This is a genomic window from uncultured Brevundimonas sp. (assembly GCF_937870815.1).
Lineage (GTDB): Bacteria > Pseudomonadota > Alphaproteobacteria > Caulobacterales > Caulobacteraceae > Brevundimonas.
Genome location: NZ_CALMZS010000178.1, coordinates 1 through 24965 on the forward strand (window position 1 = coordinate 1; position 24965 = coordinate 24965).

A 24965-nucleotide genomic window follows, 5' to 3' on the forward strand; every position below is an offset into this window, starting at 1 on the left:
CGGTCGGTCATGTAGCGGGCCGACAGCTCGACCGCGGTGCGGATGGCGGCGTCGGTGTAGCGCAGCCTGTGATGGCCTTCGTAGGAGGTCTTCAGCCCCTTGAGGATCCGGATCGTGTCGTCGACCGTGGGCTCGTTGACGTCGATCTTCTGGAAGCGGCGGGCCAGGGCCCGGTCCTTCTCGAAATGCTGGCGGTACTCCTTGTAGGTCGTCGAGCCCATGCAGCGCAGCGTGCCCGAGGCCAGCGCCGGCTTGAGCAGGTTGGAGGCGTCCATGGCCCCGCCCGAGGTCGCGCCGGCGCCGATCACCGTGTGGATCTCATCGATGAACAGGATGGCGTTGTCGTGCGTCTCCAGCTCCTTGACGACCTGTTTGAGGCGCTCCTCGAAATCGCCGCGATAGCGGGTGCCGGCCAGCAAGGCCCCCATGTCGAGGCTGTAGATGGTCGCCCCCTCCAGCACCTCCGGCACCTCGTGATGGACGATCTTGCGGGCCAGCCCCTCGGCGATGGCGGTCTTGCCGACGCCCGGGTCGCCGACCAGCAGCGGATTGTTCTTGGTCCGCCGGCACAGGATCTGGATCGAGCGGTCGACCTCGGCCTGGCGGCCGATCAGCGGGTCGATGCGGCCCTGGCGCGACTTCTCGTTCAGATCGACGCAATAGGCCTCGAGCGCCTCGCCCCCGGTCTTGGCCGCGGCCGCGTCCTCGGCGTCCTCGGGGCTGGCGGCGCGGGCCGGGCGCGTCTCGCCGGCGCCGGCCTTCTTGGCGATGCCGTGGGCGATGTAGTTGACCGCGTCGTAGCGGGTCATGTCCTGCTCCTGCAGGAAATAGGCGGCGTGGCTCTCGCGCTCCGAGAAGATGGCGACCAGGACGTTGGCCCCGGTGACCTCCTCGCGGCCCGAGCTCTGCACATGGATCACCGCCCGCTGGATGACGCGCTGGAAGCCGGCGGTCGGCTTGGCGTCCTCGCCGTCCGAGGTGGCCAGGGCGGCCAGGTCGGTGTCGACATAGAGGGTCAGGGCCGTCTTCAGGCTGGCCAGGTCGACGTTGCAGGCGGTCATCACATTGGCGGCGTCCGGGTCGTCGACCAGGGCCAGCAGCAGGTGTTCGAGGGTGGCGTACTCGTGCCGGCGCTCGTTCGCATAGTGGACGGCGCGGTGCAGGGTCTCTTCGAGAGGACGCGAAAATGAGGGCATGGAGGTTCCTCTCAGTCCTTTTCCATCGTGCATTGCAGTGGGTGCTGGTGGCGGCGCGCCGTCTCGACCACCTGGGCGACCTTGGTTTCGGCCACCTCATAGGTGAAGACGCCGCACACCCCGACGCCATGCTGGTGCACATGCAGCATGATGCGGGTGGCGTCCTCGCGGCTCTTCTGGAAGAACCGCTCCAGCACATAGACGACGAATTCCATCGGCGTGTAATCGTCGTTCAGGATCAGCACCCGGTACAGCGAGGGCTTCTGAAGCTTCGGCTTTGTTTCGGTGACGGTGGCGGCTCCGAGGCCTCCTTCCCGATCACCGGCCTTGCGTGACGGCGGCATTCGTTGTCCGTGTTTGGGGAGTCGATGGACAGATAGGAGATGATGGCCTGATTTGTAGCGGCGTCCAGTCACAGGTTGCGTGACGCCCGGGCCGGAATCGAAAAGGGCCCCCGGATCGCTCCGGAGGCCCCCGTACGCTTACGCTCGCGTCAGGCTCAGCGGGCGGCCTGGAACTTCTCGACCGAGGCGGTGACGCGCTCGTTGATCGGCTTGAAGCTGTCCTTGACCGAGGCGGTGAACACATCGGTCATCCGGGTGACCTCGGCCAGATAGGTCTCGGCGGCCGACTTGGCCCAGCTGGTCTGCAGTTCGACCAGTTCCTGCACCGAGCGGGCGGCGGCCAGCGACTGGGCGGCGGCGACGCCGTCTTCCCAGCTCTTCTTGCCGTAGGCCACGGTCTGGGCCGACAGGGCCTCGACGCCCTTCTGGGCGGCGGTGGCCGAGGCGACGACGGCCTCGAGGTTCTTCTTGCCCTCGACGTTCAGCTCGGTCAGGCCGGCGACCGACTTGTCGGCGGCTTCGCGGAACGCCTGGGCGCCGGCGGCCTGGAATTTCTCGGCCTGGGCCTGGGCCTTCTCGGCCGAGGCCTTGACCTGGGCGGTGGCGGTTTCGACGGTCTTCTTCACGGTTTCGGCGCTGTCGGCCATGGTATTTCTCCTGAACCTGTCGCGGCTTGGCCGCTTGAGATGAACCCGCGGCAGGAACATCCCACCGCGACAGACCGCTATATGGTGCAGGTGCGAAGGGAGGTCAAGGAATTTTGTGCATTGCACAAAAATGTCACCTGCGCGCGGCTTCACCCGACAGGAGAGAACGCTTCACAAATCCGTTGACGGCTTGTTTACCCTCACGAAACCCCGATGACGCATGATAGGCTCTGGTCAGCGTCGCGGGGTGGGGTCGCCGTCGCGCCTAGAAATGCATGAGGCCTGCGCTTGTCGATTTTCGCCCTGATCCGCCGTGGAACCGTGTCTCTGGTCGTGGTCGCCGCCCTGGCGGTGACGCCCACGACGCCGCCGCTGGTGGCCCAGTCGGCCGAGAACAGCCGCTACGCGGCCATCGTCGTCGACGCCGAGTCCGGCGAGGTCCTGTTCGCGCGCCATGCCGACAGCCGCCGCTATCCGGCCTCGATCACCAAGATCATGACCCTCTACCTGACCTTCGAGGCGCTGACCGAGGGCAAGGTCAAGCTGGACGACGTCATCACCGTCTCGCCGCGCGCCGCCAGCCAGCCGCCGTCCAAGCTGGGCCTCGCCGCCGGCCAGACCATCACCCTCGACGACGCCATCAAGGCCACGGCCGTGCGCAGCGCCAACGACATGGCCATGGCCATCGCCGAACACGTCGGCGGCTCGCAGGACCGGTTCGCCGCACGGATGACGCTCAAGGCCCGCGAGCTGGGCATGACCCAGACCCGCTACGTCAATCCCAACGGCCTGCCGGACGCCCGCCAGGTCACCTCGGCCCGCGACCTGGCCGTGCTGGCCCGGGCGGTGATGCGCGACTATCCGCAGTATTACAGGTATTTCGGCCTGCACGACTGGTCCTATGGCGGACGGGAGTACCGCAACACCAATGGGCTGTTGCGCAGCCAGCCGGGCTACGACGGCATGAAGACCGGCTACACCAACGCCTCGGGCTACAACCTCGCCGCCTCGGCGGTCCGCGACGAACGCCGGCTGGTCACCATCGTCCTCGGCGGCCGCTCGACCGCCAGCCGCAACAGCCACGTCGCCGCCCTGATGGACACCGGCTTCGAGGTCGAGCGCCTGCGCCGCGCCGGCCAGCCGATCCAGGTCGCCCAGACCTTCTTCGAGCAGAAGGGCTTCGGCCTCGGCCCGGAGACCTCGGGGCCGATCCAGTACGCCGCCGTCGCCGGCCAGGACGCCGTGGCCGAGCCCGGCCCGACGGCCGTCAGCTACGCCTCCCTGCCGCCGGCCCCGCCGCCCGTCCCGCCCGCTCCCGCTCCGGTCGCCCCGGTTCTGGCCGCCCCGGCTCAGGCCGAGGTCCGCACCATCGCCTCGCTGATGCGCGCCGGCGGTCCGGTCGACGTCACCGCCGCGCTGAACGGCGCCGCCGCGGGCCCGCCGGCGGTGCCCCGCCCGCCGGCCCGCGAGACGGCGCGCCAGCCGGCCGGCCGCTGGTCCGTGCAGGTCGGCGCCTTCCGCGAGGAGGGCGTCGCCCGCAACTGGCTGACCGAGGTCAACCGCCGCTTCCGCGGTCATTTCGCGGCCGCCGAACGCACCGTCCAGGACGCCGAGGGCTGGTACCGCTCGCGCTTCACGGGCATGAGCGAACAGGCCGCCCAGGCCGCCTGCGCCGCCTTGGCCGAGCGCCGGGTCACCTGCATGGTCATCCGGCCGCAGTAGACGCCGCCCGCCCACGGAACGTTCGGCGCCGCAGCCTTGCCGGGCGGCCGCTTTTCCCCTATACGCGCCGCCTTTCCAGGGCTTCGGTCCTGAGGCGGAGTTCCAAAGGGTCCGGGAAGTCATTCCGGCCGCCGCTTCAGGAGCCATCGTGGGACAGGACTTACCCGGTCCCCCCGCGCCGACGCCCCCCAAGGGAGACCACCGCATGGCTCTTTACGAGCACACGGTCATGTCGCGCCAGGACATCAGCGCGCAACAGGCCGAAGCGCTGAACGACACCATCAAGGGCTTGATCGAAGCTGGCGGCGGTTCCGTCGCCAAGATCGAGTACTGGGGTCTGCGCAACCTGACCTATCGGGTCAAGAAGAACCGCAAGGCGCATTATTCGCTGCTCGCCGTCGACGCCCCGCCGGCCGCCATGGCCGAGGTCGAGCGTCAGCTGTCGATCAACGAGGACGTGCTGCGCTGGCTGACCGTCCGCGTCGAGGAACTCGACCTCGAACTGTCGCCGCTGCTGGCCCGCCGCGAACGCGAGCGCGAACGCGAACGTGAGCGCACCCCGCGCGAAGACGCCGCCGAAGTCGCTGAATAGGAATCCGGAACATGACCGATACGACTGCCCCGTCGCCGGGCGCGCCGGCCGGCTCCGGCCCCGCCCGCCGCCCCTTCTACCGTCGCCGCAAGGTGTGCCCGTTCTCCGGCGCCAACGCCCCGAAGATCGACTACAAGGACGTCAAGCTGCTGCAGCGCTACATCAGCGAGCGCGGCAAGATCGTCCCGTCGCGCATCACGGCCGTCTCCCAGAAGAAGCAGCGCGAACTGGCCAAGGCCATCAAGCGCGCCCGCTACCTGGCCCTCCTGCCCTATGTGGTGAAGTGATATGAAGGTCGTTCTGCTTGAACGCGTCGAGAACCTCGGCGCCATCGGCGACGTCGTGTCCGTCAAGGACGGCTTCGCCCGCAACTTCCTTCTGCCGCGCGACAAGGCCCGTCGGGCCACGTCGGCGAACCTGAAGGCCTTCGAAGTCGAGCGCGCCGCCATCGAGGCCCGCAACGAGAAGAACAAGGCCGAGGCGCAGAAGGTGGCCGACAAGATCGACGGCCAGACCTACGTCATGATCCGCCAGGCGGGCGAGACCGGTCAGCTGTACGGTTCGGTCGCCGGCCGCGACGTCGCCGAGGCCGTCCAGGCCGAAGGCGGCAAGGTCGAGCGCTCGCAGGTCGTGCTCAACACCGCCATCAAGACCCTGGGCGTCCACGAAGTGCTGGTCCGCCTGCACGCCGAGGTCACCGCCACGGTCAAGATCAACGTGGCCCGTTCGGCCGACGAGGCCGAGCGTCAGGCCAGGGGCGAGGACGTGATCAAGTCCGCCTATGACCAGGACCGCGCGGAAGCGATGGAAGCGGCGCAGGACATGATCGCCGGCGGCGCCGGCCAGCAGGAAGGCCTCGGCTCGGAAGCCTGAGTCCTTCTGCGAATCTGATGCCATTCGGCGGCGTGGAGGAAACTCCGCGCCGCCGAACTTTTTTCCGCCATGCCCTTGACGCGTTTATGTCGCAACGCAATATCGCAGGTGCTCATCGAGACCGGTCGAGGGATCAGGCCCAGCGACACCGGGGCAACCTGCGGATTTCCGTAAGGTGCCAACTCCTTCGGGACCCTTCAGGGTCGCGGCAGATGAGGGACAGGGGTCCGTCCCCGATTCCCCCGTTCGTCACCGATGCAGTTTTCGATCTGGCGGGAGATGACGATGCGTGACCTTACGACTGTTGACCCGTTCGCCCTGGCCGCCGGCCTCCGCCCGCGATGCACCGGCCCGATGCGATGTCGACGTTCGCGTAAACGGCTGACCGACCGGCGCCCGCGCCATATCTGACGTCCAACAACAGCAGAGGCCGACCCGGCGATCGCCATGCGCGACGCCGCGCGGACCCCTGCGTCTCATCGAGATCGAAACATGACCCACGCCAACACGTCCTACCGCCTGCTCCTGCTGGCCGCCGCCTCGGGAGCCGCATTCGCCGGCGCCGCGCCCGCTCTGGCCCAAACCGCTCCGCAAGAACCCGAAACCGGCGTCGAGGACGTCATCGTCACCGGCACCCGCGCGCCGAACCGCTCCCGCCTCGACACCCTTTCCCCGGTCGACGTCGTCACCGCCGAGGACCTCCAGAACCGCGGCACGACCGAACTCGCCTCGGCGCTCGCCCAGTCGGTGCCGTCGCTGACCTTCCAGCGGCCGGCGGTCACCGACGGCACCGACTCTATCCGCCCCGCGACGCTGCGCGGCCTGTCGCCCGACCAGACGCTGGTGCTGGTGAACAGCGCCCGCCGGCATGCCTCGGCTCTCGTCAACGTCAACGGTTCGGTCGGGCGCGGCTCGGCCGCCGTCGACCTGAACACCATCCCGACCGGCGCCCTGGACCGGATCGAGGTGCTGCGCGACGGCGCCTCGGCCCAGTACGGCTCGGACGCCATCGCCGGCGTCATCAACCTGCGCCTGCGCGAGGCCGACAGCGGCGGCGGCGCCACCTTCACCGCCGGTCAGTACTACACGACCGTGGACACCGCCCGGACGGAGCGGGACGAGCAGGACGGGGCCTCCCTGACCGCTTCCGTCTGGCAGGGCTTCGCGCTCGGGGGCGACGGCTTCGTGACCCTCAGCGCCGAACTGGTCAGTCGTGATCCGACCAACCGCTCGGACCTCGATCCGCGCGTCACGCCCAACGCCGTGACCGCCCGCTTCGGCGACCCGGAGGTCGATCAGTGGACGGTCTTCGCCAACGCGGGCAAGCCGCTCGGGAGCGGCTGGGAAGCCTACGGCTGGGCCGGATACCAGGACCGGGAGAGCGAAAGCGCCGCCTTCCCGCGTCTGCCGAACAACACCAACAACGTCCCGGCGATCTACCCGGACGGCTTCCTGCCGCTGATCGCCGTCAACTCGCGGGATCTGTCGCTGGCGGGCGGGGTGCGCGGCGGTATCGGCGGCTGGGACGCCGACTTCAACCTGGTCTATGGCCGCAACGCCCTCGATTTCCGGACCGAGAACTCGCTGAACTCCACGTATGGCGGGGCGTCGCCGACCAGCTTCGACTCCGGCGCCCTGATCTACGACCAGCTGGTGTTCGGCGCCGACCTGGCGCGCCGGTACGAGGTGGGACTGTACGGACCGCTCAACGTGGCCGTCGGTCTCGAGGCGCGCCGCGAAGGCTATCAGATCGAGGCCGGCCAGCCGGAGTCCTGGGACCGCGGCCCCCTGGGCGGCAACACCGCCCTCGCCGGCGGGGCCCAGGGCTTCGTCGGCTTCCAGCCCTCCAACGAGGTCGACGAGGATCGCACCGCGGTCGGCGTCTATCTCGACGTCGAGGCGCCGGTGACCGACCAGTTCACCGTCGCGGGCGCCGTGCGGTTCGAGGACTATTCCGATTTCGGGACCGCCACGACCGGCAAGCTGTCCGCCCGCTACGACTTCACGCCGGCCTTCGCCCTGCGGGGCTCCGTCTCGACCGGCTTCCGCGCTCCGTCCCTGCAGCAGTCGCATTTCACCTCGACGGCGTCGGTGATCCAGAACGGCGCGGTGGTCGAGACCGGCGCCTTCCCCGCCACCCACCCGGTCGCCGCGGCGCTCGGCGCGCAGCCGCTCGATGCCGAGACCTCGGTCAACTACACCTTCGGCACGGTGATCCGTCTCGGCGACTTCGACCTGACCGTGGACGCCTATCGCATCGAGATCGAGGACCAGATCGTCCTGTCCGAGAACATCAGCCGCGGCTTCAGCCCGCAGGTCGCCTCCCTGCTCGACCCCCTCGGCGTGCAGGCGGCCCGGTTCTTCCTCAACGGCGTCGACACCACCACCCAGGGTGTCGACATCGTCGGCCGTTACCGGCTGGACACCGCAGCGTACGGCGACTGGGACTTCACCGTGGCGGCCAATTTCAACGACGTCGAGGTGACCCGCATCCCGACCTCGTCCTCGGTGCTGAACCCGGTCCCGCCCCTGTTCGCCCGCAGCCGGATCGAGACCATCCAGCAGGGCACGCCGGATACCAAGGTCTCGGCCAACGCCGACTGGTCGTACGGGCGCTGGGGCCTGACGGCGCGGGCCACCTACTACGGCGATGTCGTCCAGCCCGGCAGCACGCCGGCCAACGACTATTCGACCGGGGCGAAGACCGTGGCCGACTTCGAGGGCCGCTTCCAGCCCAATGAGCGGATCACCCTGGCGCTCGGCGTCGACAACGCCTTCGACGAGTATCCGGACGCGGTCCCGGCCACCCTCAACGCCAACGGCGTGCTGGGCTTCCCCTTCTACTCGCCGTTCGGCTTCAACGGTCGCTTCGTCTACGCCCGGATCGGCCTGAACTGGTGATCGGGTGGCGCGGGCGGCGACCTCCGCCCGCGCCGCCTGCCGTTGATCGGCCGCACATTCCACGGCGAGCTCCATGACCGTCACCGACGGCATCCGCGCCTGGATGGCGTCCCGCTGCCCGTGCGCGGACTGAGCCGTCAACTGATCCGGCTACGGAATTCGGGACTGCCCACAATCGCTCGAACTTATCCCTAGGCGCCCATGCGTCCGCGACTGACGCAGGGCGCGCGCATGGGTAAGACATGACCCCGATGAACGCCCTCGCTCCCGTCTCCTTCCCCTCGATGGACCCGTCGTCCATCCCCTCCCTGCCCCACAACCTCGAGGCGGAGCAGGCCCTGCTGGGCAGTCTGATGTTCGACAACGCCGCGTTCGAACGGCTCTCGGACCGCCTGCGCGGCAGCCATTTCCACGAACCCTTCCACCAGCGGCTCTACGACGCTATCGAGGACCATGTCCGCCAGGGTCTGCTGGCCGAGCCGACCATACTGATGGAGCGGTTCAAGCAGGACCCGGCCTTCCAGGAATTCGGCGGGCTCCGCTACCTCGCCGACCTCGTCGACCGGGCCCCGCCGGCGGCCAACGCTCCGGACTACGCCCGCGTGGTCTACGACCTGGCCCTGCGCCGCGACCTGATCCGCATCGGCGGCGAGATCATCAGGGAGGCGCCCCAGCCCGAGACCGCGGCCATCGACCAGATCGAGAGCGCCGAACAGCGGCTCTACACCCTGGCCGAGACCGGCAAGCCGTCGTCGGGCTTCGTCAGCTTCTCCAGCGCCCTGTCCGGCGCGGTGCAGATGGCCGCCGAGGCCTATCAGCGCGACGGCAAGCTGGCCGGCCTGGCCACCCACCTCGACGACCTCGACCAGAAGCTGGGCGGCCTGCACCCCTCCGACCTGCTGATCCTCGCCGGCAGGCCCTCGATGGGGAAGGCCCAGCCGCTGGACGCGAAGGTTCTGACGCTGGGCGGCTGGAAGGCCATGGGGGATATCCGGCCCGGCGACAGATTGGCCTCTCAGGACGGCGAACCGTCCATGGTCAGCGGCGTCTTTCCCCAGGGCGAACGCCAAATCTACCGGGTGACGTTTTCGGATGGACGCTCGACCGAGTGCTGCGCCGAGCATTTGTGGCGGGTGAACTACAGGGATTGGGCAGCCCCCCGCGTCCTGAGCACCGCCCAAATCGCCGACAAGCTGGCGCGCGTCCGTTACCGTGGGCGGCTCTGGATCGACCCGTTCCTGGGCGACTTTGGCGCTGAAGCGGCACTTCCGGTCGATCCGTGGGTGTTGGGTGCGCTGCTCGGAGACGGAAAGCTTTCCGGCGGCTCGGCCATGTTCTCCACGGCGGACGACGCCATGCTGGCCGAATTGGAAGCTCGGCTCGGATCAGGCTTCGAACTCCGCGCCGCCGGCGGCTACGACCATCGAATCATCCAATCGACGCCGCATCATCAGAAAGGCGTCCAGGGTGTCGTGCCCAATCCGCTCAAGGAAGCGCTCGTCACCCTGGGTCTGTGGGGACTGCGCAGCGAGGCCAAATTTCTTCCCGCTCCCTACCTGACGGCGCCGAAGGCCGACCGCACGGCCCTGCTGCGTGGACTGATGGACACGGACGGTTGGGTGGAGGCGTGGGGCAGCATCCGCCTTTGCACCTCCAGCCGACGGCTGGCCCACGACATCCAGACACTGGTGCGATCGCTCGGAGGCGTCTGCACCATCGCCGCCAAGTCGCCGCGCTACCGCTACAAGGGCGAGCAACGCGCCGGCCTTCCCGCCTTCGTGTGCAACATCCAGCATCCAGACTCGTCATTGTTCGCCGGCCTCGAGCGCAAGCGTTCGCGGTTGGTCGAACGACGCCGCCAAAAACGCCTCACCTTCGCCTCGATCGAAACGAGCCGGGTAGCCCAGGCCCAATGCATCGCCGTGACCCACCCGTCACGCACCTATGTAACCGACGACTTCATCGTCACCCACAACACCGCGTTGGCCACCAACATCGCCTTCAACGTCGCCCGCAACTATCGCTGGGAGCCGACGCCCGAGGGCCGCAAGACCGTCAGCGGCGGCGTGGTCGCCTTCTACTCGCTGGAAATGTCGGCCGAACAGCTGGCCATGCGTATCCTCGCCGACGCCTCGGGCGTGTCGTCGGACAAGCTGCGCAAGGGCGAGATCGACGCCGCCGACTTCGGCCGCATCCGCGACGCCGCCGTGGAGATCGGCGAGAGCCCGCTGTTCATCGACGCCACCGGCGGCCTGTCGATGTCCAAGCTGGCCGCCCGGGCCCGTCGCCTGAAGCGGATGGAGCACGGCCTCGACCTGATCATCGTCGACTATCTGCAGCTGGTCACGGTCGGAGACATCAACAGCCAGCGGAACCGGGTGCAGGAGGTGTCCGAGATCACCGGCGCCCTCAAGGCCCTGGCCAAGGAGCTGAGCGTGCCGATCCTGGCCCTGTCGCAGCTGTCGCGCAAGGTCGAGGAGCGCGAGGACAAGCGGCCCCAGCTGTCCGACCTGCGCGAATCCGGCTCGATCGAGCAGGACGCCGACTGCGTCATGTTCGTCTACCGCGAGAGCTATTACAAGGAACGCGCGATGCCGACGGAAGGCTCTCCCGAGCATCTCCAGTGGATGGAGGAAATGGACAGGCTGCGTCACGTCGCCGAGGTGGTCATCGGCAAGCAGCGCCACGGCCCCATAGGCATCGTCAAACTGTCCTTCGACGCCGACACCACCAAATTCGGCAACCTCGCCCGGAGCCAGCGCTACGACGGCTACGGCGACTGACGGCGCCCTATCCCTTCACGCTGCCGGCCAGCATGCCGCGGATGTAGTAGCGCTGCAGGGCGAGGAACAGGATCAGCACCGGGGCGACGGTGATCACCGCCCCGGCCATCATCATCTCGATATCCTGCACATGCTCGCGCGACAGGGCCGCCAGCGCCACCGGCAGGGTGTAGTTCGACTGGTCGGTCAGGATGATCAGCGGCCACAGGAAGTCGTTCCAGCTGCCGAGAAAGACGAACAGGGCCAGAGTGACGATGATCGGCTGCAACGTCGGCAGAACCACCCGGCGGAAGATCTGACCCTCGGACGCGCCGTCCATGCGCGCCGCCTCCAGCATCTCGTCGGGGATGGACAGGGCGTATTGCCGCACCAGGAACAGGCCGAAGATCGAGGCCAGCCACGGCACCAGCGCCCCGGCCCAGGTGTTGACCAGGCCGACCCCCTTGAGCATCAGGAACAGCGGCAGGGTGCCGATCTGGGCCGGCACCACCAGCGCCGCGACCAGCAGCTGGAACAGCCGCTCGCGCCCGCGGAAGCGCAGCTTGGCGAAGGCGTAGCCGGCCGGCACGGTGAACAGCAGCGCCAGCCCGGTCGCCAGCGTCGCCAGGGCGAGGCTGTTGCCCAGGTAGCGGCCCATGCCCTGGGTCACGAACAGGTCGCGATAGTGCTCCAGCGTCCAGGTCTTCGGCCACAGCGGCGGCGGGAATGTCGCCGCCTCGCCCGTCGACATGAAGCTGACCGACACCATCCAGGCCAAGGGGAACAGCACCAGCAGGGCGACGAAGGCCACGGCCAGGTTGAGCAGCAGGGTGCGGAGTCGGCGGCCGCTCATTCGTAGGCCCCCATCCGCTTGGCCACCGCCAGCTGCGCCAGAGTCACCGCCAGGATGCACAGGAACAGCACGAAGGCCACGGCGCTGGCGGAACCCAGATTCCACCATTTGAAACCTTCTTCGTACATGAAGTAGAGCACCGTTACGGTCGACTGGGCCGGGCCGCCCTGGGTCATCACATAGGGTTCGGCGAACAGCTGGAGGAAGCCGGCCACCGAGATGATCGAGACCAGCAGCACGGTCGGGGCGATGGCCGGCAGGGTCACGGTCGTGAACCGCGTCCACGGCCCCGCCCCGTCGATCCGCGCCGCCTCGTACAGATCGTCCGGGACGGTCTGAAGAACCGCCAGGAAGATCAGCATATTGTAGCCGAATATCTTCCACACGACGAACATCAGTATGGCCGGGATCGAGGTCTCCGGCTGGCCCAGCCAGTCGACCGGCGGCAGGCCCACGGCCGATATCGCCCAGTTGATCACGCCGTAGCGGGTGTGCAGCAGATAGTTCCACAGCACCGCCGTGGCCACCAGCGTCGTCACGAAGGGGGCGAAGAACATCACCCGCCACAGCGGCCGCCACTTCACCACCCGCGCGTTGAGGATGACCGCCGCCGCCAGCGACGCCGCGATCGACAGCGGCACGCCGAGCGCGGCGAACAGGCCGGTGTTCCTCATCGCCGTCCAGAACAGCGGATTGCCCAGCAGCCGCTCATAGTTCCGCAGGCCGATGAAACGGACATTGCCGAGGTCCGCCAGGGCGTAGATGTCGAAATCGGTCAGGCTGAGCAGCAGGGCCGCGCACACCGGCAGGGCGAAGAAGACGGCGATGGCGATCAGCGCCGGCGCCACGAAGCCCCAGGCGGCGCGTTCCCGCGTGGGCGCGCCGTCCGCCCGCCGCACGGGCTTGGCGATGACGGCGGCTTCCATTGTCATGACCCTTCTCCCTCGAGGGGAGAAGGATACACGCAAGCGATCCTCATTCCGCCCGCCCCCGCTCCAGCATCCAGCGCCGCTTCTCCAGCAGGCGGTCGGCGCGGCGGTCGATCTCCGCGGTGGCGGTCTCGGGCGTGTATTCGCCCCGCACCATGCGCTCGGCGACGACCTGCATCTCGGTGACGATCCGCTCCCACTCCGGCACCTTGGGCACCGCCTCGGCCCGCGCCAGCTGGCCCTTGAAGGCGGCGATATAGGGGTCGTTCGCCACGGCGGGCGCGGCCCAGGCGCTCGGCCGGGCGGGGAGGTCCCCGCTGATGACGTTGAACCGCGCCTGCACCGCCGGATCGGACAGGTAGCGGACCAGTTTCCACGCCGCCTCCTGATGCGGCGAATGGCGATAGACCACCAGCGACGATCCGCCCGGGGCCGACGCTCCCGGTCCGGTCGGCCCCGGCACGCCCGAGGTCATCCAGCGCGTCCCCGGCTTCAGCCGGTCGCGGAAATCGCCGATGGTCCACGGCCCCGAGAAATAGAAGCTGAACCAGCCGCGCTCGAACTCGGTCCAGACATTGGCGATCTGCGCCGCCGAGGCCACCGGCGCCAGCCCCTCGTCGAACAGGCTCTTGTAGAAGGCCAGCGCCGCCACGAACGACGGACTGGAGAAATTGCCCCGGGTGTCCTCATCCCTCAGCAGCGGTGCGTCGCCCTGGAGGCCGAAGGTCAGCAGCTGTTCGAACTCGTTGACCGGCAGCAGGACGGCGAATTTGTCGGGGCCCGCCACCCGCTTGACGGCGTGCATGGCCTGTTTCCAGCCGGCCCAGGTCGGCGGCACGGCTTCGTAGCCCGCCTGCGCCAGAATATCCGAGCGGTAGAAGATCAGCCGCGTGTCGACATACCACGGCACGCCCAACAACCGGCCGCCGATCCGGTTGGTCTCCAGCACCGCCGGAAACTGATCGGTCAGCAGGTCGGCGGCGAAGGCGGGCGTCGGGCTCAGGGCGCCGATGGCGGTCATCTCGGACACCCAGGTGTTGCCCACCTGGCTCAGGTCCGGCAGGGAATTCCCGGCATAGGCGGTCAACAGCTTCTGGTGCGCCGCGGTCCACGGCAGGGCCTGGACGTCGACCGCAATACCGGGATTCAGCCGCTCGAATTCGGGCAGGATCCGCGGGACGTGGGTCGCCTCGTTGCCCATGGCCCAGAAGGTCAGGCGGGTGGTCCCGTCGTCGCGCCGGCCGCACCCGGCCAGACTCCCCGTCGCGCCCAGGGCCGCCGCCCCGGCCAGAAGGCCGAGCGTCGTCCGCCGGTCCGGCCGCGCCTCTGTCATGCGCGATCCAGCCAGCCGCCGCCGAACCCGGCCCGTTTCAGGCCGCGGATCAGGTTCGGCTCGCCCCGCATCCGCTTCCAGACGGCGTCGGAGCGGTGGTTCTCGATCTGGATGACGATCGGTCCCTGGTCGATGCCCAGATAGTCGCCGTCGACCCAGCCGACCCCCGGCACGATCCGCCCGTGCTGCAGGGTCTGGTCGGTCTCGGCCAGGGTCGGATTGAAGGCGTCGAGGAAGCCGTATTCGGCGTAGATTCCGGCCCCGTAGCGGGCCTTCATCGCCTTCAGGCAGGCGGTGACCTCGGCCGGGGCGAAGGGCATGGCGCCCAGCGCGGCCGTCGGGGCGAGGGTGCCGTCGTCCCGCTCGCCCGGGCCGCGCGCCGAATAGCTGAAGAACTGCCGCTCGTGCCCGTCGATCACCTGCCGGAAATCGCCCGGCCCGTCGCAGGCGGTCAGGCCCCAGACGTCGGCCGAATAGCCGGCCCAGCCCATCGGGTTGCGGATGGCGTAGTTGCGCTGCGCCTGCACCGCCCGGACGCTGTTCTGGAAATAGTCGAAGCCCGGGATCCCGGCCTGCTTGCCGCGCATGAAGGCGTCGTGGATGCCGCGGAAGTCCACGAACATATGGCTGTACTGGTGACCGAACAGCGGCGCGAAATGCAGATGGGCCGGGCCCCACTCGTCGGTCCAGCTCTGGTCGTAGACCGACATCCACTCCTCCCAGACCGCGCCCGGCAGCGGGTGGGTCGGGCTGCCCATGGCCAGCAGCAGGACCAGCATGCCCTCGTTGTACCTGTTCCAGTCGGCGCGCTCGAAGCCGCGCTCGGGGCGCCAGCCCATCGAGATGCGGTTCGGACGCACGACCGCGAAGCTCCAGTCGACCCGCTCGTAGACGGCCTGGGCCAGCCGGCGGATCTCGGCCTCGTCCGGGTGGTCGCCGTCGAACCATTGCGCCGCGTAGAGCAGGCCGCCCAGCAGCAGGGTGGTGTCCACGGTCGACAGCTCGGTGTCACGGTAGCGAAGCCCGGTCTCCATGTCGAGGAAGTGGTAGAAGAAGCCCTTGTGGCCGGTCACCCCGGTCGGCTCGGGCCCCTGCGGCGCGTCATGGAAGAAGCGGGCGGTGATCAGGGTGCGCGCGCGCGCCTCCTCGCGCGTCATCCAGCCGCGCTCCACGCCGATCGGCCAGCAGGTCAGGGCGAAGCCGACGGCGGCGATCGAGGCGAAGGTCTTCTTCGGCCAGCGGTCCGGGGTCAGACCGTTGGCGCGGTTGGTGGTGTCGACGAACCAGCGGAAGGTCCGTTCCTGCAGGTCCTCGACCTCGGGGTCCAGCACCCGGCCGCCGCTCGAGGGCGCGCCCGGCCAGCCGGCGCAGGCCGACAGGCCGAGGGCGCCGAGCGAGGCTCCCGTCAGGAAATGGCGGCGATCCATGGCGGCCCCTTTCATACTGTTGCTCCGGAGCGATCGGAAGGCCGCCGCCCCCCGGCCGGAACCGGGGAGCGGCGGCAAATGCGTCCGGCGTCAGAAGCTGTAACGCATCCCCACCTGGAAGGTCCGGGTCGGGAACAGGATCGCTGACGGCCGTCCGAAATTGGGGTTCGGATTGGTCGCCGAACCCGTGCCGCCGTCGAAGCCCGTGTAGTTGTCGAAGTTGAAGACGTTGATGGCGTCCACGAACAGCGACAGCTCCTGACCGTTGAAGACCTCGAAATTCTTGGTCAGGCGCAGGTCCAGGTTCCGGTAGGCGAAGGCGTCCGGCAGCAGGAAGCCGTACTTCTCCGGCCGTCTGGCGTAGGGCCGGAAGTAGAACTGAGAACCCGAGCCGTCGAACACGTTGAACGGCGAACCGGAGCCCAGGGTCAGGATACCCGACAGCTGGAAGTCCCACGGCAGGTCAACGATGCCGTTGGCGACGATGCGGTGCGTCTCGTCATTGGCCGACGAGCGCATCGGCGACGTCTCGATCGAGAAGCAGTCGAAGCAGAAATTGTCGTTGCCGCCGTTCTGCAGCGACTCCGACCAAGTGTAGGCCAGGTTGAAGCCCCAGCCCGACTCCCGCGTGTAGGGCTTGTCCGCCTTCAGATAGAGGGCGGTGAACTCCCGCTCCTTGTTGTGGTCCGAGACCAGGTAGGCGCGGTACGGGTTGGAGCCGCTCGGTCCGCAGAAGCCGCCGTGATCGCCATAGCCGTCGCCGTCGTTGCCGTACAGCGGCTCGCGGCAGCGGTTCAGATACTGCCAGGTGAACTCGTTCTCGGTCTTGCCGTAGGCCAGGGTCAGTTCGGTCTGCCAGTCGCCGAGACGCTGCCGCACGCCAATGTTGAACTGGTCGGTCCGCGGAGGCTCGAAGTCGTTGGCCAGCAGGAAGGCCTCGCCCTTGGCCGGGATGGTGTCGAGCAGGGCGTCCAGCCCCTCGACGGTGCGGTAGGACTCGTCCCACAGGATCGGGTCGCCCGCATTGCCGCTGGCCACGCCCGGCGGCCGTCCCGTGGTCGAGAAGAAGACGTTCTGGCGGAAGTCGAACGGCTTGACGATCTCGTCGAACGAGAAGTTGAACTGGACGCGATCATAATAGCGCCCAGCCCCGCCGAAGATCACCGTCGAGCGGTCGCCGAAGACGTCATACGAGAAGCCGAGCCGCGGCTGGAAGGCGTTGGCGAAGGGGTCGCGGTTGTTGCCGGTGGCGATGTAGTCGTTGACGTCGAACCAGCTGGGGGCGTAGCCGGCCGGCTTGCCGCCGTCGGTCGAGGCGATCCACTGGTTCAGCCCGTCGATCACCGACTGCGGGGTGACGTAGTCGTTGTTGTTGGCGTTGTCCTCATAGTCCCAGCGGATGCCGAGGTTCAGCTCCAGCTTGTCGGTGACCTGCCAGTCGTCCTGGATGTACAGGCCGTAGACGTTGTTGGTCAGGTCGACCGACGGGAAGGCGTTGCCCAGTTCGACCCGGTACGGGACCGTGGTGCTGCCCGAAAGTTCAGATCGCCCGTCCACGTCGTAGTAGAACAGCGGGTTGCGCCCGAACTCCTTGGTCACCTGATAGTTCTGGCGCGAGAATTTGGCGCCCATCTTGATCGTGTGGAAGCCGTTCCACTCGATTTCGTTGAAGGTCAGGTCGTCCCGGAAGGTCAGGACCTCGTCGACGATGTCCTGACGGCTATCGGCGCCCCCGAGATTGATGATGTTGACTCCGCCGAAATAGTTGACCTGGAAGCCCGGCGCGCCCGGATCGGTGTCGGTCTCGTGGAGGCGGTAGGTCTCGCCGAAGCTGGAGAAATTCACCGGCTGCGGATTGTAGTTGTACTCTCGCTGGGTGACGATCAGCTCGTTCGTGAAGACGTCGGTTTGCCACTGGTGACGGCCGTTGATGGTCAGGGTGGTCTGGTTCAGTTCCGTCGCCCGTTCGGCCGAGTCGGCCCCGCCGATGTTGCGGGTGTCGAACTCGTCGCGCCAGGTGACGCTCAGGTCGAGCAGGTGCTCGTCCGCCGGCTGCCAGCTCAGCTTGCCGAAATACAGGTCCTCCTCGAACGGCACGCCGAAGGTGCCGATGTACTGGCCGAACTGGTCGACGAAGCGCTGGTCCTGACGGCCGAGGTTGATGACCGCGGCGCGGCCCTCCTCCTTGCGCTCGTAGGTGCCGAAGAAGTGCAGGCGGTCGCGGAGGATCGGCCCGCCCAAGGCCGCCCCGTACTGTTTGACCTCGAGATTGGCCTGCTCGTCGCCGCGCCGTTCCGCGAACTCGTCCTGGGCGATGAAATTCTGGTCGCGGTAGGTGCCGAACACCTCGCCGTGGAACTCGTTGGTGCCCGAACGGGTGACCGCCGTGATGATGGCCGACGAGGCCTGCTCGTACTCGGCCTTGAAATTCTGGCTGACGACCCGGAACTCCTGGATGCCGGCCTGCGGGAACGGGTTGCCGCGGCTGTCGTCCTGGCCGGCGATGCCGCCGTCGATGATGTTCGACTTCAGGCTGGCCCCGTCGATGAAGGCGTTGACCGATTCCGCGCGCTGGCCGCCGGCGGTGATGGTCTGCTCCTGCTCGTTGGCCGAGACCCGGACGCCGGGGGCCAGGGCGGCGAAATTCAGGAAGTTGCGGTTGATCTGCGGCAGGGTGTTGATCTGCTGCGTGGTGACGTTGGTGGCGATCTCGGGCGTACGCACCTCGACCAGACGGCGACCGGTGACGACCACATCGCCGACGTTGGTGGTCACGGTTTCCGAAACGACGGCGGCCCCGACGCTCAGATCGACCTCGCCGACCTGGCCCACCCCGATGGTCACCACCTCGGAGGCGGTCTCGCCGTCGCTGGTGGTGACGGTGATCTCATAGGTGCCGGGCCTCAGGCCGGACAGCACATAGCCGCCCTCGGCGTTGGCCGTGGTCCGGTTGGTGAAGCCCGAGGCCACGTCGCGCGCCACGATGGTCGCGCCGGCCTCGGCCTGGCCCTCGTCAGTCACGGACCCGCGGATGGTCGAGGTGGCGACCTGTGCGGCCGCGCCACCGGCGGCGGCGAGCGAAATCGCGACGGCGAGGGCGGAGGCCGCCCCCAGATACTGCTTGGACTTACGGGTCATTGCGGGTTCTCCCCCTCCAGAATGGTCAGATCGGCGGTGGCGCGAGGGCGGCCGCCGGGCGTGGGTCAGGCTTGTGTCGCCGGGTTGCTTGACGGGCGCACGACCAGTTCGGGCCGGACGACCTCGCAGGCGGTGTCGGCGACGGCTTCGCCCGCTGCGTTGATGAGACGGACGAGGCGCTCGAGCGCGCGCCGCCCGGTTTCGGCGATCTGAATCCTCAGGGTGGTCAGCCCCGGACGGACCAGGCCGGCGATCGGCACGTCGTCGAAGCCGACGATGGCCACGTCCTCGGGGACCCCGAGGCCGGCGTCCTGCAGGGCCAGCATGGCCCCGACGGCCATCATGTCGTTGCCGGCGAAGATGGCGTCGGGCCGTTCGGGCCGGCCCGCCAGTTCGACCCCGGCCTGGTGCCCCGAGGCCTGGTCGAAGGCGCCCTGGACCACCGTCGTCGGCAGGCCGGCGCGGGCCATGGCCTCGAGATAGCCGGCCAGGCGCGCCTCGGCCTCGAGGTTGCCGGCGGGGCCGGAGACATGGGCGATGCGCCGCCGCCCGGTGGCGATCAGATGCTCCACCGCCCGGACCGCGCCGCCGTGGTTGTCGACCACGATCGACGGCCGGCCCGCGCCCGCCCCGCCGTTCATCAGCAGGATCGGCAGCCGCCCGGCCAGGCTGGTCGCCAGGTTGGCGGCGTCGAGATGCGGCGACAGCACGATCAGGCCGTCGACCCGGCCGCGCATCGACCGGATCGCCGTCGAGGCCTCCTCGGCGTCGTCGTGCGAGCTGGAGACGATCAGGTGATAGCCGAGCGCGCGGGCGCCGACGTCCATGCCCCGGATCAGCTCGGAGAAGAACTCGCCGTACAGGTCCGGCAGGATCACGCCGATCGTCAGGGTCCTGTTGGTCGACAGGCTGCGGGCGCCGGAATGGGGCACGTACTGCAGCGCCTCGACCGCCTCCATCACCTTTCTGCGGGTCGACTCGGTGACCGGTCCGGCGCCGGTCAGCACGCGTGACACCGAGGCCACGGACACGTCCGCCCGTTCGGCCACGTCACGGATGGTCGCGGCCCTCACGCCACGCCGTCCATGCAGGTTTTCGGGGTCGCACCAGGCGCCAAACTCTCTCTCCCTGACCGGTCGGCGATCCCGGCCCGCTTTGCGCGGGTCCGTTCGACAAATCCGTGTAACCGATTACATGACACACTAGCAATGTCGCCCGCAAGTGCCCTAGTTTGGTCACAGGCCGGTTGTGCCCGCGATGCTACACGCGGACTCCGGCGGCCCGCCCGCCCCGCCCAAGTCCAGTCCCAGTGTCCGGAAAGAGCCTCGAACATGACCACGGAAAACAGCGGTAAATATCTGTTTCCAGACGATTTTCTGTGGGGCGCGGCGACCGCCGCCTATCAGATCGAAGGCGCGTCCATGGCCGACGGGGCCGGCGCCTCGATCTGGGACCGGTTCAGCCACACCCCCGGCAATATGCGCGACGGCGACACCGGCGACATCGCCTGCGACCATTACAACCGCTGGCGGGAGGACATCCAGCTGATGAAGCGGCTCAACCTCCAGGCCTACCGATTCTCGGTCAGCTGGAGCCGGGTGATTCCCGAGGGCCGCGGAGCCGTCAATCCGAAGGGCCTCGACTTCTACGACAAGCTGGTGGACGGCCTGCTCGAGGCCGGAATCGAGCCGCTCTGCACCCTCTATCACTGGGATCTGCCGGCCGCGCTCGACGACCGCGGCGGCTGGCTCAACCCGGACATCGCCGACTGGTTCGCCGACTACGGCCAGGTCCTGTTCGAGAAATTCAGGGGCCGCATCAAGACCTGGGGCACCATCAACGAACCCTGGGTGATCGTCGACGGCGGCTATCTGCACGGGCCCCTGGCGCCGGGCCACCGCTCGGCCTTCGAGGCCGTGATCGCCGGCCACAACGTGCTGCGCGCCCACGGCGCGGCGGTGAAGCGCTTCCGTGAGGTCGGCGAGGGCCGGATCGGCATCGTTCTCAACATCGAGCCCAAATACCCGGCCAGCGACCGGCCCGAGGACGAGGCGGCCCGCCGCCGCGCCGAGGCCCAGATGAACCGCTGGTTCCTCGACCCCCTGATGGGCCGCGGCTATCCGGAGGAGCTGAAGGACGTTTATGGAGAGGCCTGGCGCGAATTCCCCCGGGAAGACTTCGACCTGATCGCCCAGCCGACCGACTGGATGGGGCTCAACTGGTACACCCGTTCCGTGCCCGAGAACGCCCCCGACGCCTGGCCCGTGCGCGCCCGGCCGGTGAAACAGGTCCAGCACGCCCACACCGAGACCGGCTGGGAGGTCTATCCCCCGGCCCTGACCGACACCCTGGTCTGGCTGCACGAACAGACCGGCGGCCTGCCGCTGATGATCACCGAGAACGGCTCGGCCTGGTACGACCCGCCCCACGCCATCGACGGCCGCGTCCACGATCCGATGCGGGTCGACTACCTCAAGAACCACCTCAGGGCCCTGCACGACGCCATCGGCAAGGGCGTCGATGTGCGCGGCTACATGGCCTGGTCGCTGCTCGACAACCTCGAATGGTCGCTGGGCTATTCGAAGCGGTTCGGCATCACCCACGTCAATTTCCAGACCCAGGAGCGGACCATCAAGGACAGCGGCCTGCTCTACGCCGAGGTGATCAAGTCCAACGGCGGCGTGCTCTGACGACTACCGCGCCCGCGCGTAATACGCCTCGATCAGGTCCAGCCGGTCGGCGAACGGCACATCCTTCGCCACCGGCCCGTCGTTGGTGAACTCCAGCAGCCGGTCGGGTTCCGCCCCGAACTCCGGCCACGACGGCCGCATCCCGCCGTTGGGATCGCCCTTGGCCGCAAAGGTCGTCCAGTAGCCGGCCATGGCCTCCGCCTGCCGCTGGTCCATCTCCGCCGTCGGCCACGGCGAGGCGGTCAGGGTGTCGAAGACGTATTGCCGCTCCGACGCATGGGTCGCGCCCGCGTGCGGCTCCGGCATCGCCGCCGAGACCACGTCGAACCGGTACAGATACGTCGGATGGCCGTTGCGGGCGTGCAGCCGGGCCAGACGCCGGGCCGGCTCGTTGAACACCAGGTCGCTGAGCACGAACCGGTCGTAGCCGTCCTGCCCGCCGTAGGCCGCCAGGAAGGCCGCCCGCTCCGCCCCCGTCATCGCGTCGTCCAGCGCGCCATAGGGGCTGAGGTCCGACGGCTTCATCCACCAGAACTCGGCGCTGTTGGTCCCGATGATCAGCGGCACCGGCGCCTCGCGCCCGGCCGCGAAGGCGGGTTCGACATCCTCCGTCACCAGCACGCCGTCCCTGACCAGCAGGTCGCCGCCGTAGAAGCTCGGCGCGGGCCGCAGGAAGGCGTCGGCTGGAATCGCCCGCAACTGCGCGGCCGTCGAGGCGCCGTGGGTTTCTGCGAACGCCTCGCCCCTCGCCTGCATCGAAGGCCCGCCGTCTCGTCGCGGCTGGTCCAGCGGAGTCCCCTCATCACGCCCCAGTCCCGACTGCACCACCGCGCGATGAAACAGTCGCCGCGCCCCGGGCGAGATCATCAGCCGCGTCACCAGCGCCCCGCCGGCCGACTCGCCGAAGATGGTGACATTGTCCGCGTCGCCTCCGAACGCCCCGGCGTTGTCCCGCACCCACTCCAGGGCCGCGACCACGTCCATCAGGCCGTAGTTCGCCGCCGGCTCGCCGTGCTCCCGCTCCGCCGCCAGCGCCGGATGGTCGAAGAACCCCAGCCGCCCCAGCCGATAGTTGATCGTCACCACCACCACGCCGCGCTTCGCCAGATTCGTCCCGTCGTAGAGCGCCGCCGTGCCCGAGCCGTTGTTCAGCCCGCCGCCGTGGATCCAGACCATCACCGGCAGCGGGCCCTCCCGGTCCGCCGGCGCCCAGACGTTCAGCGTCAGGCAGTCCTCGCTCATCGGCGGGGGGCCGACGCCGTTGTCGCCGTTGGCCGGCGGCTGGATGCAGATCGCGCCGACCTTTCCGGCGTCGCGTTCGCCACGCCACGGCTCCGCCGCCCCCGGCGCCCTCCAGCGCGACTGCCCCACCGGCGGCCGCGCATAGGGCACGCCCTTGAAGCTGGACACCCCGTCGGCCTCGCGCCCGACCAGCACGCCCTGCTCGACCGCCGCCCGGGGCCGGGAGTCCGCGCCGCCCGCCGGTGAGATCATCAGAGCCGCCGCCGCCAGAAGTGAAACCATGGACATCGGCGCAGACTAGCGGGGCAGGCGCCCTTGGCTCAAACCGCAAAATGCACCGGACACGCCGCGGCGCGTGAACCGATGGGAGTCCGGAGCGTTACAGCGGACCGGCAGGGCGGGGACGGGATTGAAGGAACTGGTGAAATCAGGCGACCCCGGGGTCGATCTGGCGAGTGCATTCGACGCCTCGCCCAATCCCTATGTGCTGCTCACGCCCGACCTGCGCATCGCCGGCGTCAACCAGGCCTATCTCGACGTCACCAACAGCACCCGCGCCGCCATCATCGGCCGGCCGCTCTTCTCCGTCTTCGACTCCGGACCCGGCGAGGAGGCGCCCGAGAACGTGCGCCAGGTCCGCGCCTCGCTTGAACGGGCCCGGGACAGTCGCCGGCGCGATCACCTCGCCCTGGTCCGGTTCTCCATCCCGCGTCGGGGCGACGACGGCCGCGAGGCGTTCGAGGACCGCTGTTGGAGCGCCACCCACACCCCCATCCTCGACGACGACGGCGAGGTGGTCTTCCTGCTGCAGCACACCACCGACATCACCGAATTGCAGCGGTTGCGCGAAAGAAGCGCCGCCAGCGCCGCCCCGGAGGCGCTCGACACCATTCTCGGCGGCGCCGTTCTGGGCCGCGCCGAACAGGTCCAGCAGACCAATCTGCGCCTCGAGAGCGAGCGCAACCGCCTGCTCGAGATGTTCATGCAGGCGCCGGGCTTCGTCGCCGTGCTCTCCGGTCCCGAACATGTGTTCCAGATGCACAACACCGCCTTCGCCCAGCTGATCGGCCATCGCCGGCTGACCGGCAGGCCGATCCGGGAGGCGCTGCCGGAAGTGGCCGGCCAGGGCTTTTTCGAATTTCTCGACAGCGTCTACGCCACCGGCGAGCCCTACGAGGGCCGGGCCGGGGCGGTGCATCTGCAGCGCACGCCCGGGGCGCCGCTCGAGACCGTCTATCTCGACTTCATCCACCAGCCGATCCGCGACGCCTCCGGCGCGGTCGCCGGCATCTTCGTCCAGGGCCACGACGTCACCGGCACGGTCCGCTCGGCCGAGCGCCAGAAGCTGATGATCGACGAGCTGAACCACCGTGTGAAGAACACCCTGGCCACGGTCCAGTCGATCGCCATGCAGACGGCCCGTTCGCACGCCGACCCGCGCACCTTCGCCGAAGGCTTCCAGGCCCGGCTGCTGGCCCTGTCGCACACCCACGACCTCCTGACCCGCAGCCACTGGGCCGGGGCCGGGCTCGGCGACATCCTGCAGCACGAGACCGACGCCCACGGCAGCCATCGCGTCTCCGTCAACGGGCCGCCGGTCGCCCTCCCCCCGCCCGCGGCGCTGTCGCTGGGCATGATCTTCCACGAACTGGCCACCAACGCCGCCAAATACGGGGCGCTGTCGGCGCCGGGCGGCCGGGTGCTGGTCGACTGGGCCGTCGCCGACCAGACCCGCCCCCGGCTCGAACTGGTCTGGCGCGAGATCGGCGGTCCCGCCGTCGCCCCGCCGGCCCGCAAGGGCTTCGGCAGCCGGCTGATCGAACGAAATGTGCGACACGATCTGGCCGGTGAAGTCGAACTCGACTACGCGGGCGACGGCTTGGTCGCGACCATCTCGATTCCACTGGACAGGGAAGAAACCACATGAGCCAGACGTTTGCGGGCCGCCGCGTTCTGGTCGTCGAGGACGAATCCCTCGTGGCCATGCTGCTGGAGACCATTCTCGAGGACATGGGCTGCGTCCCGGTCGGTCCGGCGGCCACGGTCGAGGACGGTCTCCGGCTGGCCGCCGGCGACGAGCCCGTCGACGCCGCCCTGCTGGATGTGAACATCGCCGGCCGCCAGGTCTTCCCGATCGCCGAGGCCCTGAAGGCGCGCGGCGTGCCCTTCGTATTCTCGACCGGCTACGGCGAGGGCGGCCTGCCCGACCAGTGGCGCGGCCTGCCCACGCTGCAGAAGCCCTTCACCGAGGCCGCCGTCCGCGACGCCCTGATGAAGGCGATGGGTCTGGCGGACGTCTGAAAGCAGGGGCGAGAG

19 protein-coding genes and 1 riboswitch are annotated in these 24965 nt (G+C 68.7%); of the genes, 9 read left to right on the forward strand and 10 right to left on the reverse strand.

Annotated features, from left to right (window positions below):
* From Q0588_RS11820 to phaP, 3 genes are all read right to left on the reverse strand, one after another.
* On the reverse strand, positions 1-1196 hold a 1196-nt coding region (locus tag Q0588_RS11820; protein ID WP_298746287.1), incomplete at its 3' end, for an AAA family ATPase.
* Positions 1197-1207: 11 nt separating this feature from the next.
* Positions 1208-1540 (reverse strand): ATP-dependent Clp protease adapter ClpS, encoded by a 333-nt coding sequence (clpS, locus tag Q0588_RS11825; RefSeq protein ID WP_298746289.1) that lies wholly within the window; start codon positions 1538-1540, stop codon positions 1208-1210.
* Positions 1541-1695: 155 nt separating this feature from the next.
* Positions 1696-2187 carry a phasin family protein gene (gene phaP / locus Q0588_RS11830; protein WP_298746290.1) on the reverse strand — a complete coding sequence of 164 codons (492 nt, stop codon included), beginning with the start codon at positions 2185-2187 and terminating at the stop codon, positions 1696-1698.
* A gap of 288 nt (positions 2188-2475) precedes the next feature.
* On the opposite strand from phaP, the gene Q0588_RS11835 reads away from it, so the two are divergent.
* From Q0588_RS11835 to dnaB, 6 genes are all read left to right on the forward strand, one after another.
* Positions 2476-3909 (forward strand): D-alanyl-D-alanine carboxypeptidase family protein, encoded by a 1434-nt coding sequence (locus tag Q0588_RS11835; protein ID WP_298746291.1) that lies wholly within the window; start codon positions 2476-2478, stop codon positions 3907-3909.
* Positions 3910-4114: 205 nt separating this feature from the next.
* The gene (rpsF, locus tag Q0588_RS11840; RefSeq protein WP_298746293.1) at positions 4115-4501 is read left to right on the forward strand and encodes a 30S ribosomal protein S6; all 387 of its coding nucleotides are present in this window, start codon (positions 4115-4117) and stop codon (positions 4499-4501) included.
* Between the two features lie 11 nt (positions 4502-4512).
* Positions 4513-4788, forward strand: coding sequence for a 30S ribosomal protein S18 (gene rpsR / locus Q0588_RS11845; protein ID WP_168048961.1), 276 nt, complete (start codon positions 4513-4515; stop codon positions 4786-4788).
* Position 4789: 1 nt separating this feature from the next.
* On the forward strand, positions 4790-5374 hold the full coding sequence (gene rplI, locus Q0588_RS11850; protein ID WP_298746296.1) for a 50S ribosomal protein L9: 585 nt from the start codon (positions 4790-4792) through the stop codon (positions 5372-5374).
* A gap of 109 nt (positions 5375-5483) precedes the next feature.
* Positions 5484-5593, forward strand: a riboswitch (SAM riboswitch).
* A 273-nt stretch (positions 5594-5866) separates the two neighbouring features.
* The gene (locus Q0588_RS11855) at positions 5867-8275 is read left to right on the forward strand and encodes a TonB-dependent receptor (protein WP_298746298.1); all 2409 of its coding nucleotides are present in this window, start codon (positions 5867-5869) and stop codon (positions 8273-8275) included.
* A gap of 284 nt (positions 8276-8559) precedes the next feature.
* Positions 8560-11058 (forward strand): replicative DNA helicase, encoded by a 2499-nt coding sequence (gene dnaB, locus Q0588_RS11860; RefSeq protein ID WP_366872927.1) that lies wholly within the window; start codon positions 8560-8562, stop codon positions 11056-11058.
* 7 nt (positions 11059-11065) lie between these two features.
* Here dnaB and Q0588_RS11865 read toward each other — a convergent pair whose 3' ends face one another.
* The 6 genes from Q0588_RS11865 to Q0588_RS11890 form a co-directional block, all read right to left on the reverse strand.
* Positions 11066-11890 (reverse strand): carbohydrate ABC transporter permease, encoded by an 825-nt coding sequence (locus Q0588_RS11865; protein ID WP_298746301.1) that lies wholly within the window; start codon positions 11888-11890, stop codon positions 11066-11068.
* Positions 11887-12822 (reverse strand): sugar ABC transporter permease, encoded by a 936-nt coding sequence (locus tag Q0588_RS11870; RefSeq protein WP_298746303.1) that lies wholly within the window; start codon positions 12820-12822, stop codon positions 11887-11889. The genes Q0588_RS11865 and Q0588_RS11870 overlap by 4 nt, the downstream gene beginning before the upstream one ends.
* Before the next feature lie 43 nt (positions 12823-12865).
* On the reverse strand, positions 12866-14152 hold the full coding sequence (locus Q0588_RS11875; RefSeq protein WP_298746305.1) for a sugar ABC transporter substrate-binding protein: 1287 nt from the start codon (positions 14150-14152) through the stop codon (positions 12866-12868).
* Positions 14149-15594, reverse strand: coding sequence for a glucoamylase family protein (locus tag Q0588_RS11880; protein WP_298746307.1), 1446 nt, complete (start codon positions 15592-15594; stop codon positions 14149-14151). The genes Q0588_RS11875 and Q0588_RS11880 overlap by 4 nt, the downstream gene beginning before the upstream one ends.
* A 75-nt stretch (positions 15595-15669) precedes the next feature.
* Positions 15670-18717 (reverse strand): TonB-dependent receptor, encoded by a 3048-nt coding sequence (locus Q0588_RS11885; RefSeq protein WP_298746309.1) that lies wholly within the window; start codon positions 18715-18717, stop codon positions 15670-15672.
* Positions 18718-18782: 65 nt separating this feature from the next.
* On the reverse strand, positions 18783-19790 hold the full coding sequence (locus Q0588_RS11890; protein ID WP_298746311.1) for a LacI family DNA-binding transcriptional regulator: 1008 nt from the start codon (positions 19788-19790) through the stop codon (positions 18783-18785).
* Positions 19791-20048: 258 nt separating this feature from the next.
* Here Q0588_RS11890 and Q0588_RS11895 point away from each other — a divergent pair, with 258 nt between their 5' ends.
* Entirely contained in the window at positions 20049-21407 is a 1359-nt protein-coding gene (locus Q0588_RS11895; RefSeq protein ID WP_298746313.1) for a GH1 family beta-glucosidase, read from the forward strand.
* Between the two features lie 3 nt (positions 21408-21410).
* Here the strand turns inward: Q0588_RS11895 and Q0588_RS11900 are convergent, their stop codons facing one another.
* Entirely contained in the window at positions 21411-22901 is a 1491-nt protein-coding gene (locus Q0588_RS11900) for a carboxylesterase family protein (protein WP_298746315.1), read from the reverse strand.
* Between the two features lie 169 nt (positions 22902-23070).
* Here Q0588_RS11900 and Q0588_RS11905 point away from each other — a divergent pair, with 169 nt between their 5' ends.
* Positions 23071-24576: an HWE histidine kinase domain-containing protein gene (locus Q0588_RS11905; RefSeq protein WP_298746317.1), complete on the forward strand. Its 1506-nt coding sequence runs from the start codon at positions 23071-23073 to the stop codon at positions 24574-24576.
* The gene (locus Q0588_RS11910; RefSeq protein ID WP_298746318.1) at positions 24573-24950 is read left to right on the forward strand and encodes a response regulator; all 378 of its coding nucleotides are present in this window, start codon (positions 24573-24575) and stop codon (positions 24948-24950) included. The genes Q0588_RS11905 and Q0588_RS11910 overlap by 4 nt, the downstream gene beginning before the upstream one ends.
* The last annotated feature ends 15 nt before the right edge of the window (positions 24951-24965 follow it).

Coding starts and splice junctions, on each gene's coding strand:
- rplI (WP_298746296.1), top strand. CDS start 4,790: ATGAAGGTCGTTCTGCTTGAACGCGTCGAGAACCTCGGCGCCATCGGC.
- rpsR (WP_168048961.1), top strand. CDS start 4,513: ATGACCGATACGACTGCCCCGTCGCCGGGCGCGCCGGCCGGCTCCGGC.
- Q0588_RS11910 (WP_298746318.1), top strand. CDS start 24,573: ATGAGCCAGACGTTTGCGGGCCGCCGCGTTCTGGTCGTCGAGGACGAA.
- dnaB (WP_366872927.1), top strand. CDS start 8,560: ATGGACCCGTCGTCCATCCCCTCCCTGCCCCACAACCTCGAGGCGGAG.
- Q0588_RS11855 (WP_298746298.1), top strand. CDS start 5,867: ATGACCCACGCCAACACGTCCTACCGCCTGCTCCTGCTGGCCGCCGCC.
- Q0588_RS11870 (WP_298746303.1), bottom strand. CDS start 12,822: ATGACAATGGAAGCCGCCGTCATCGCCAAGCCCGTGCGGCGGGCGGAC.
- Q0588_RS11900 (WP_298746315.1), bottom strand. CDS start 22,901: ATGATCTCACCGGCGGGCGGCGCGGACTCCCGGCCCCGGGCGGCGGTC.
- rpsF (WP_298746293.1), top strand. CDS start 4,115: ATGGCTCTTTACGAGCACACGGTCATGTCGCGCCAGGACATCAGCGCG.
- Q0588_RS11895 (WP_298746313.1), top strand. CDS start 20,049: ATGACCACGGAAAACAGCGGTAAATATCTGTTTCCAGACGATTTTCTG.
- Q0588_RS11865 (WP_298746301.1), bottom strand. CDS start 11,890: ATGAGCGGCCGCCGACTCCGCACCCTGCTGCTCAACCTGGCCGTGGCC.
- Q0588_RS11880 (WP_298746307.1), bottom strand. CDS start 15,594: ATGAAAGGGGCCGCCATGGATCGCCGCCATTTCCTGACGGGAGCCTCG.
- Q0588_RS11875 (WP_298746305.1), bottom strand. CDS start 14,152: ATGACAGAGGCGCGGCCGGACCGGCGGACGACGCTCGGCCTTCTGGCC.
- phaP (WP_298746290.1), bottom strand. CDS start 2,187: ATGGCCGACAGCGCCGAAACCGTGAAGAAGACCGTCGAAACCGCCACC.
- clpS (WP_298746289.1), bottom strand. CDS start 1,540: ATGCCGCCGTCACGCAAGGCCGGTGATCGGGAAGGAGGCCTCGGAGCC.
- Q0588_RS11885 (WP_298746309.1), bottom strand. CDS start 18,717: ATGACCCGTAAGTCCAAGCAGTATCTGGGGGCGGCCTCCGCCCTCGCC.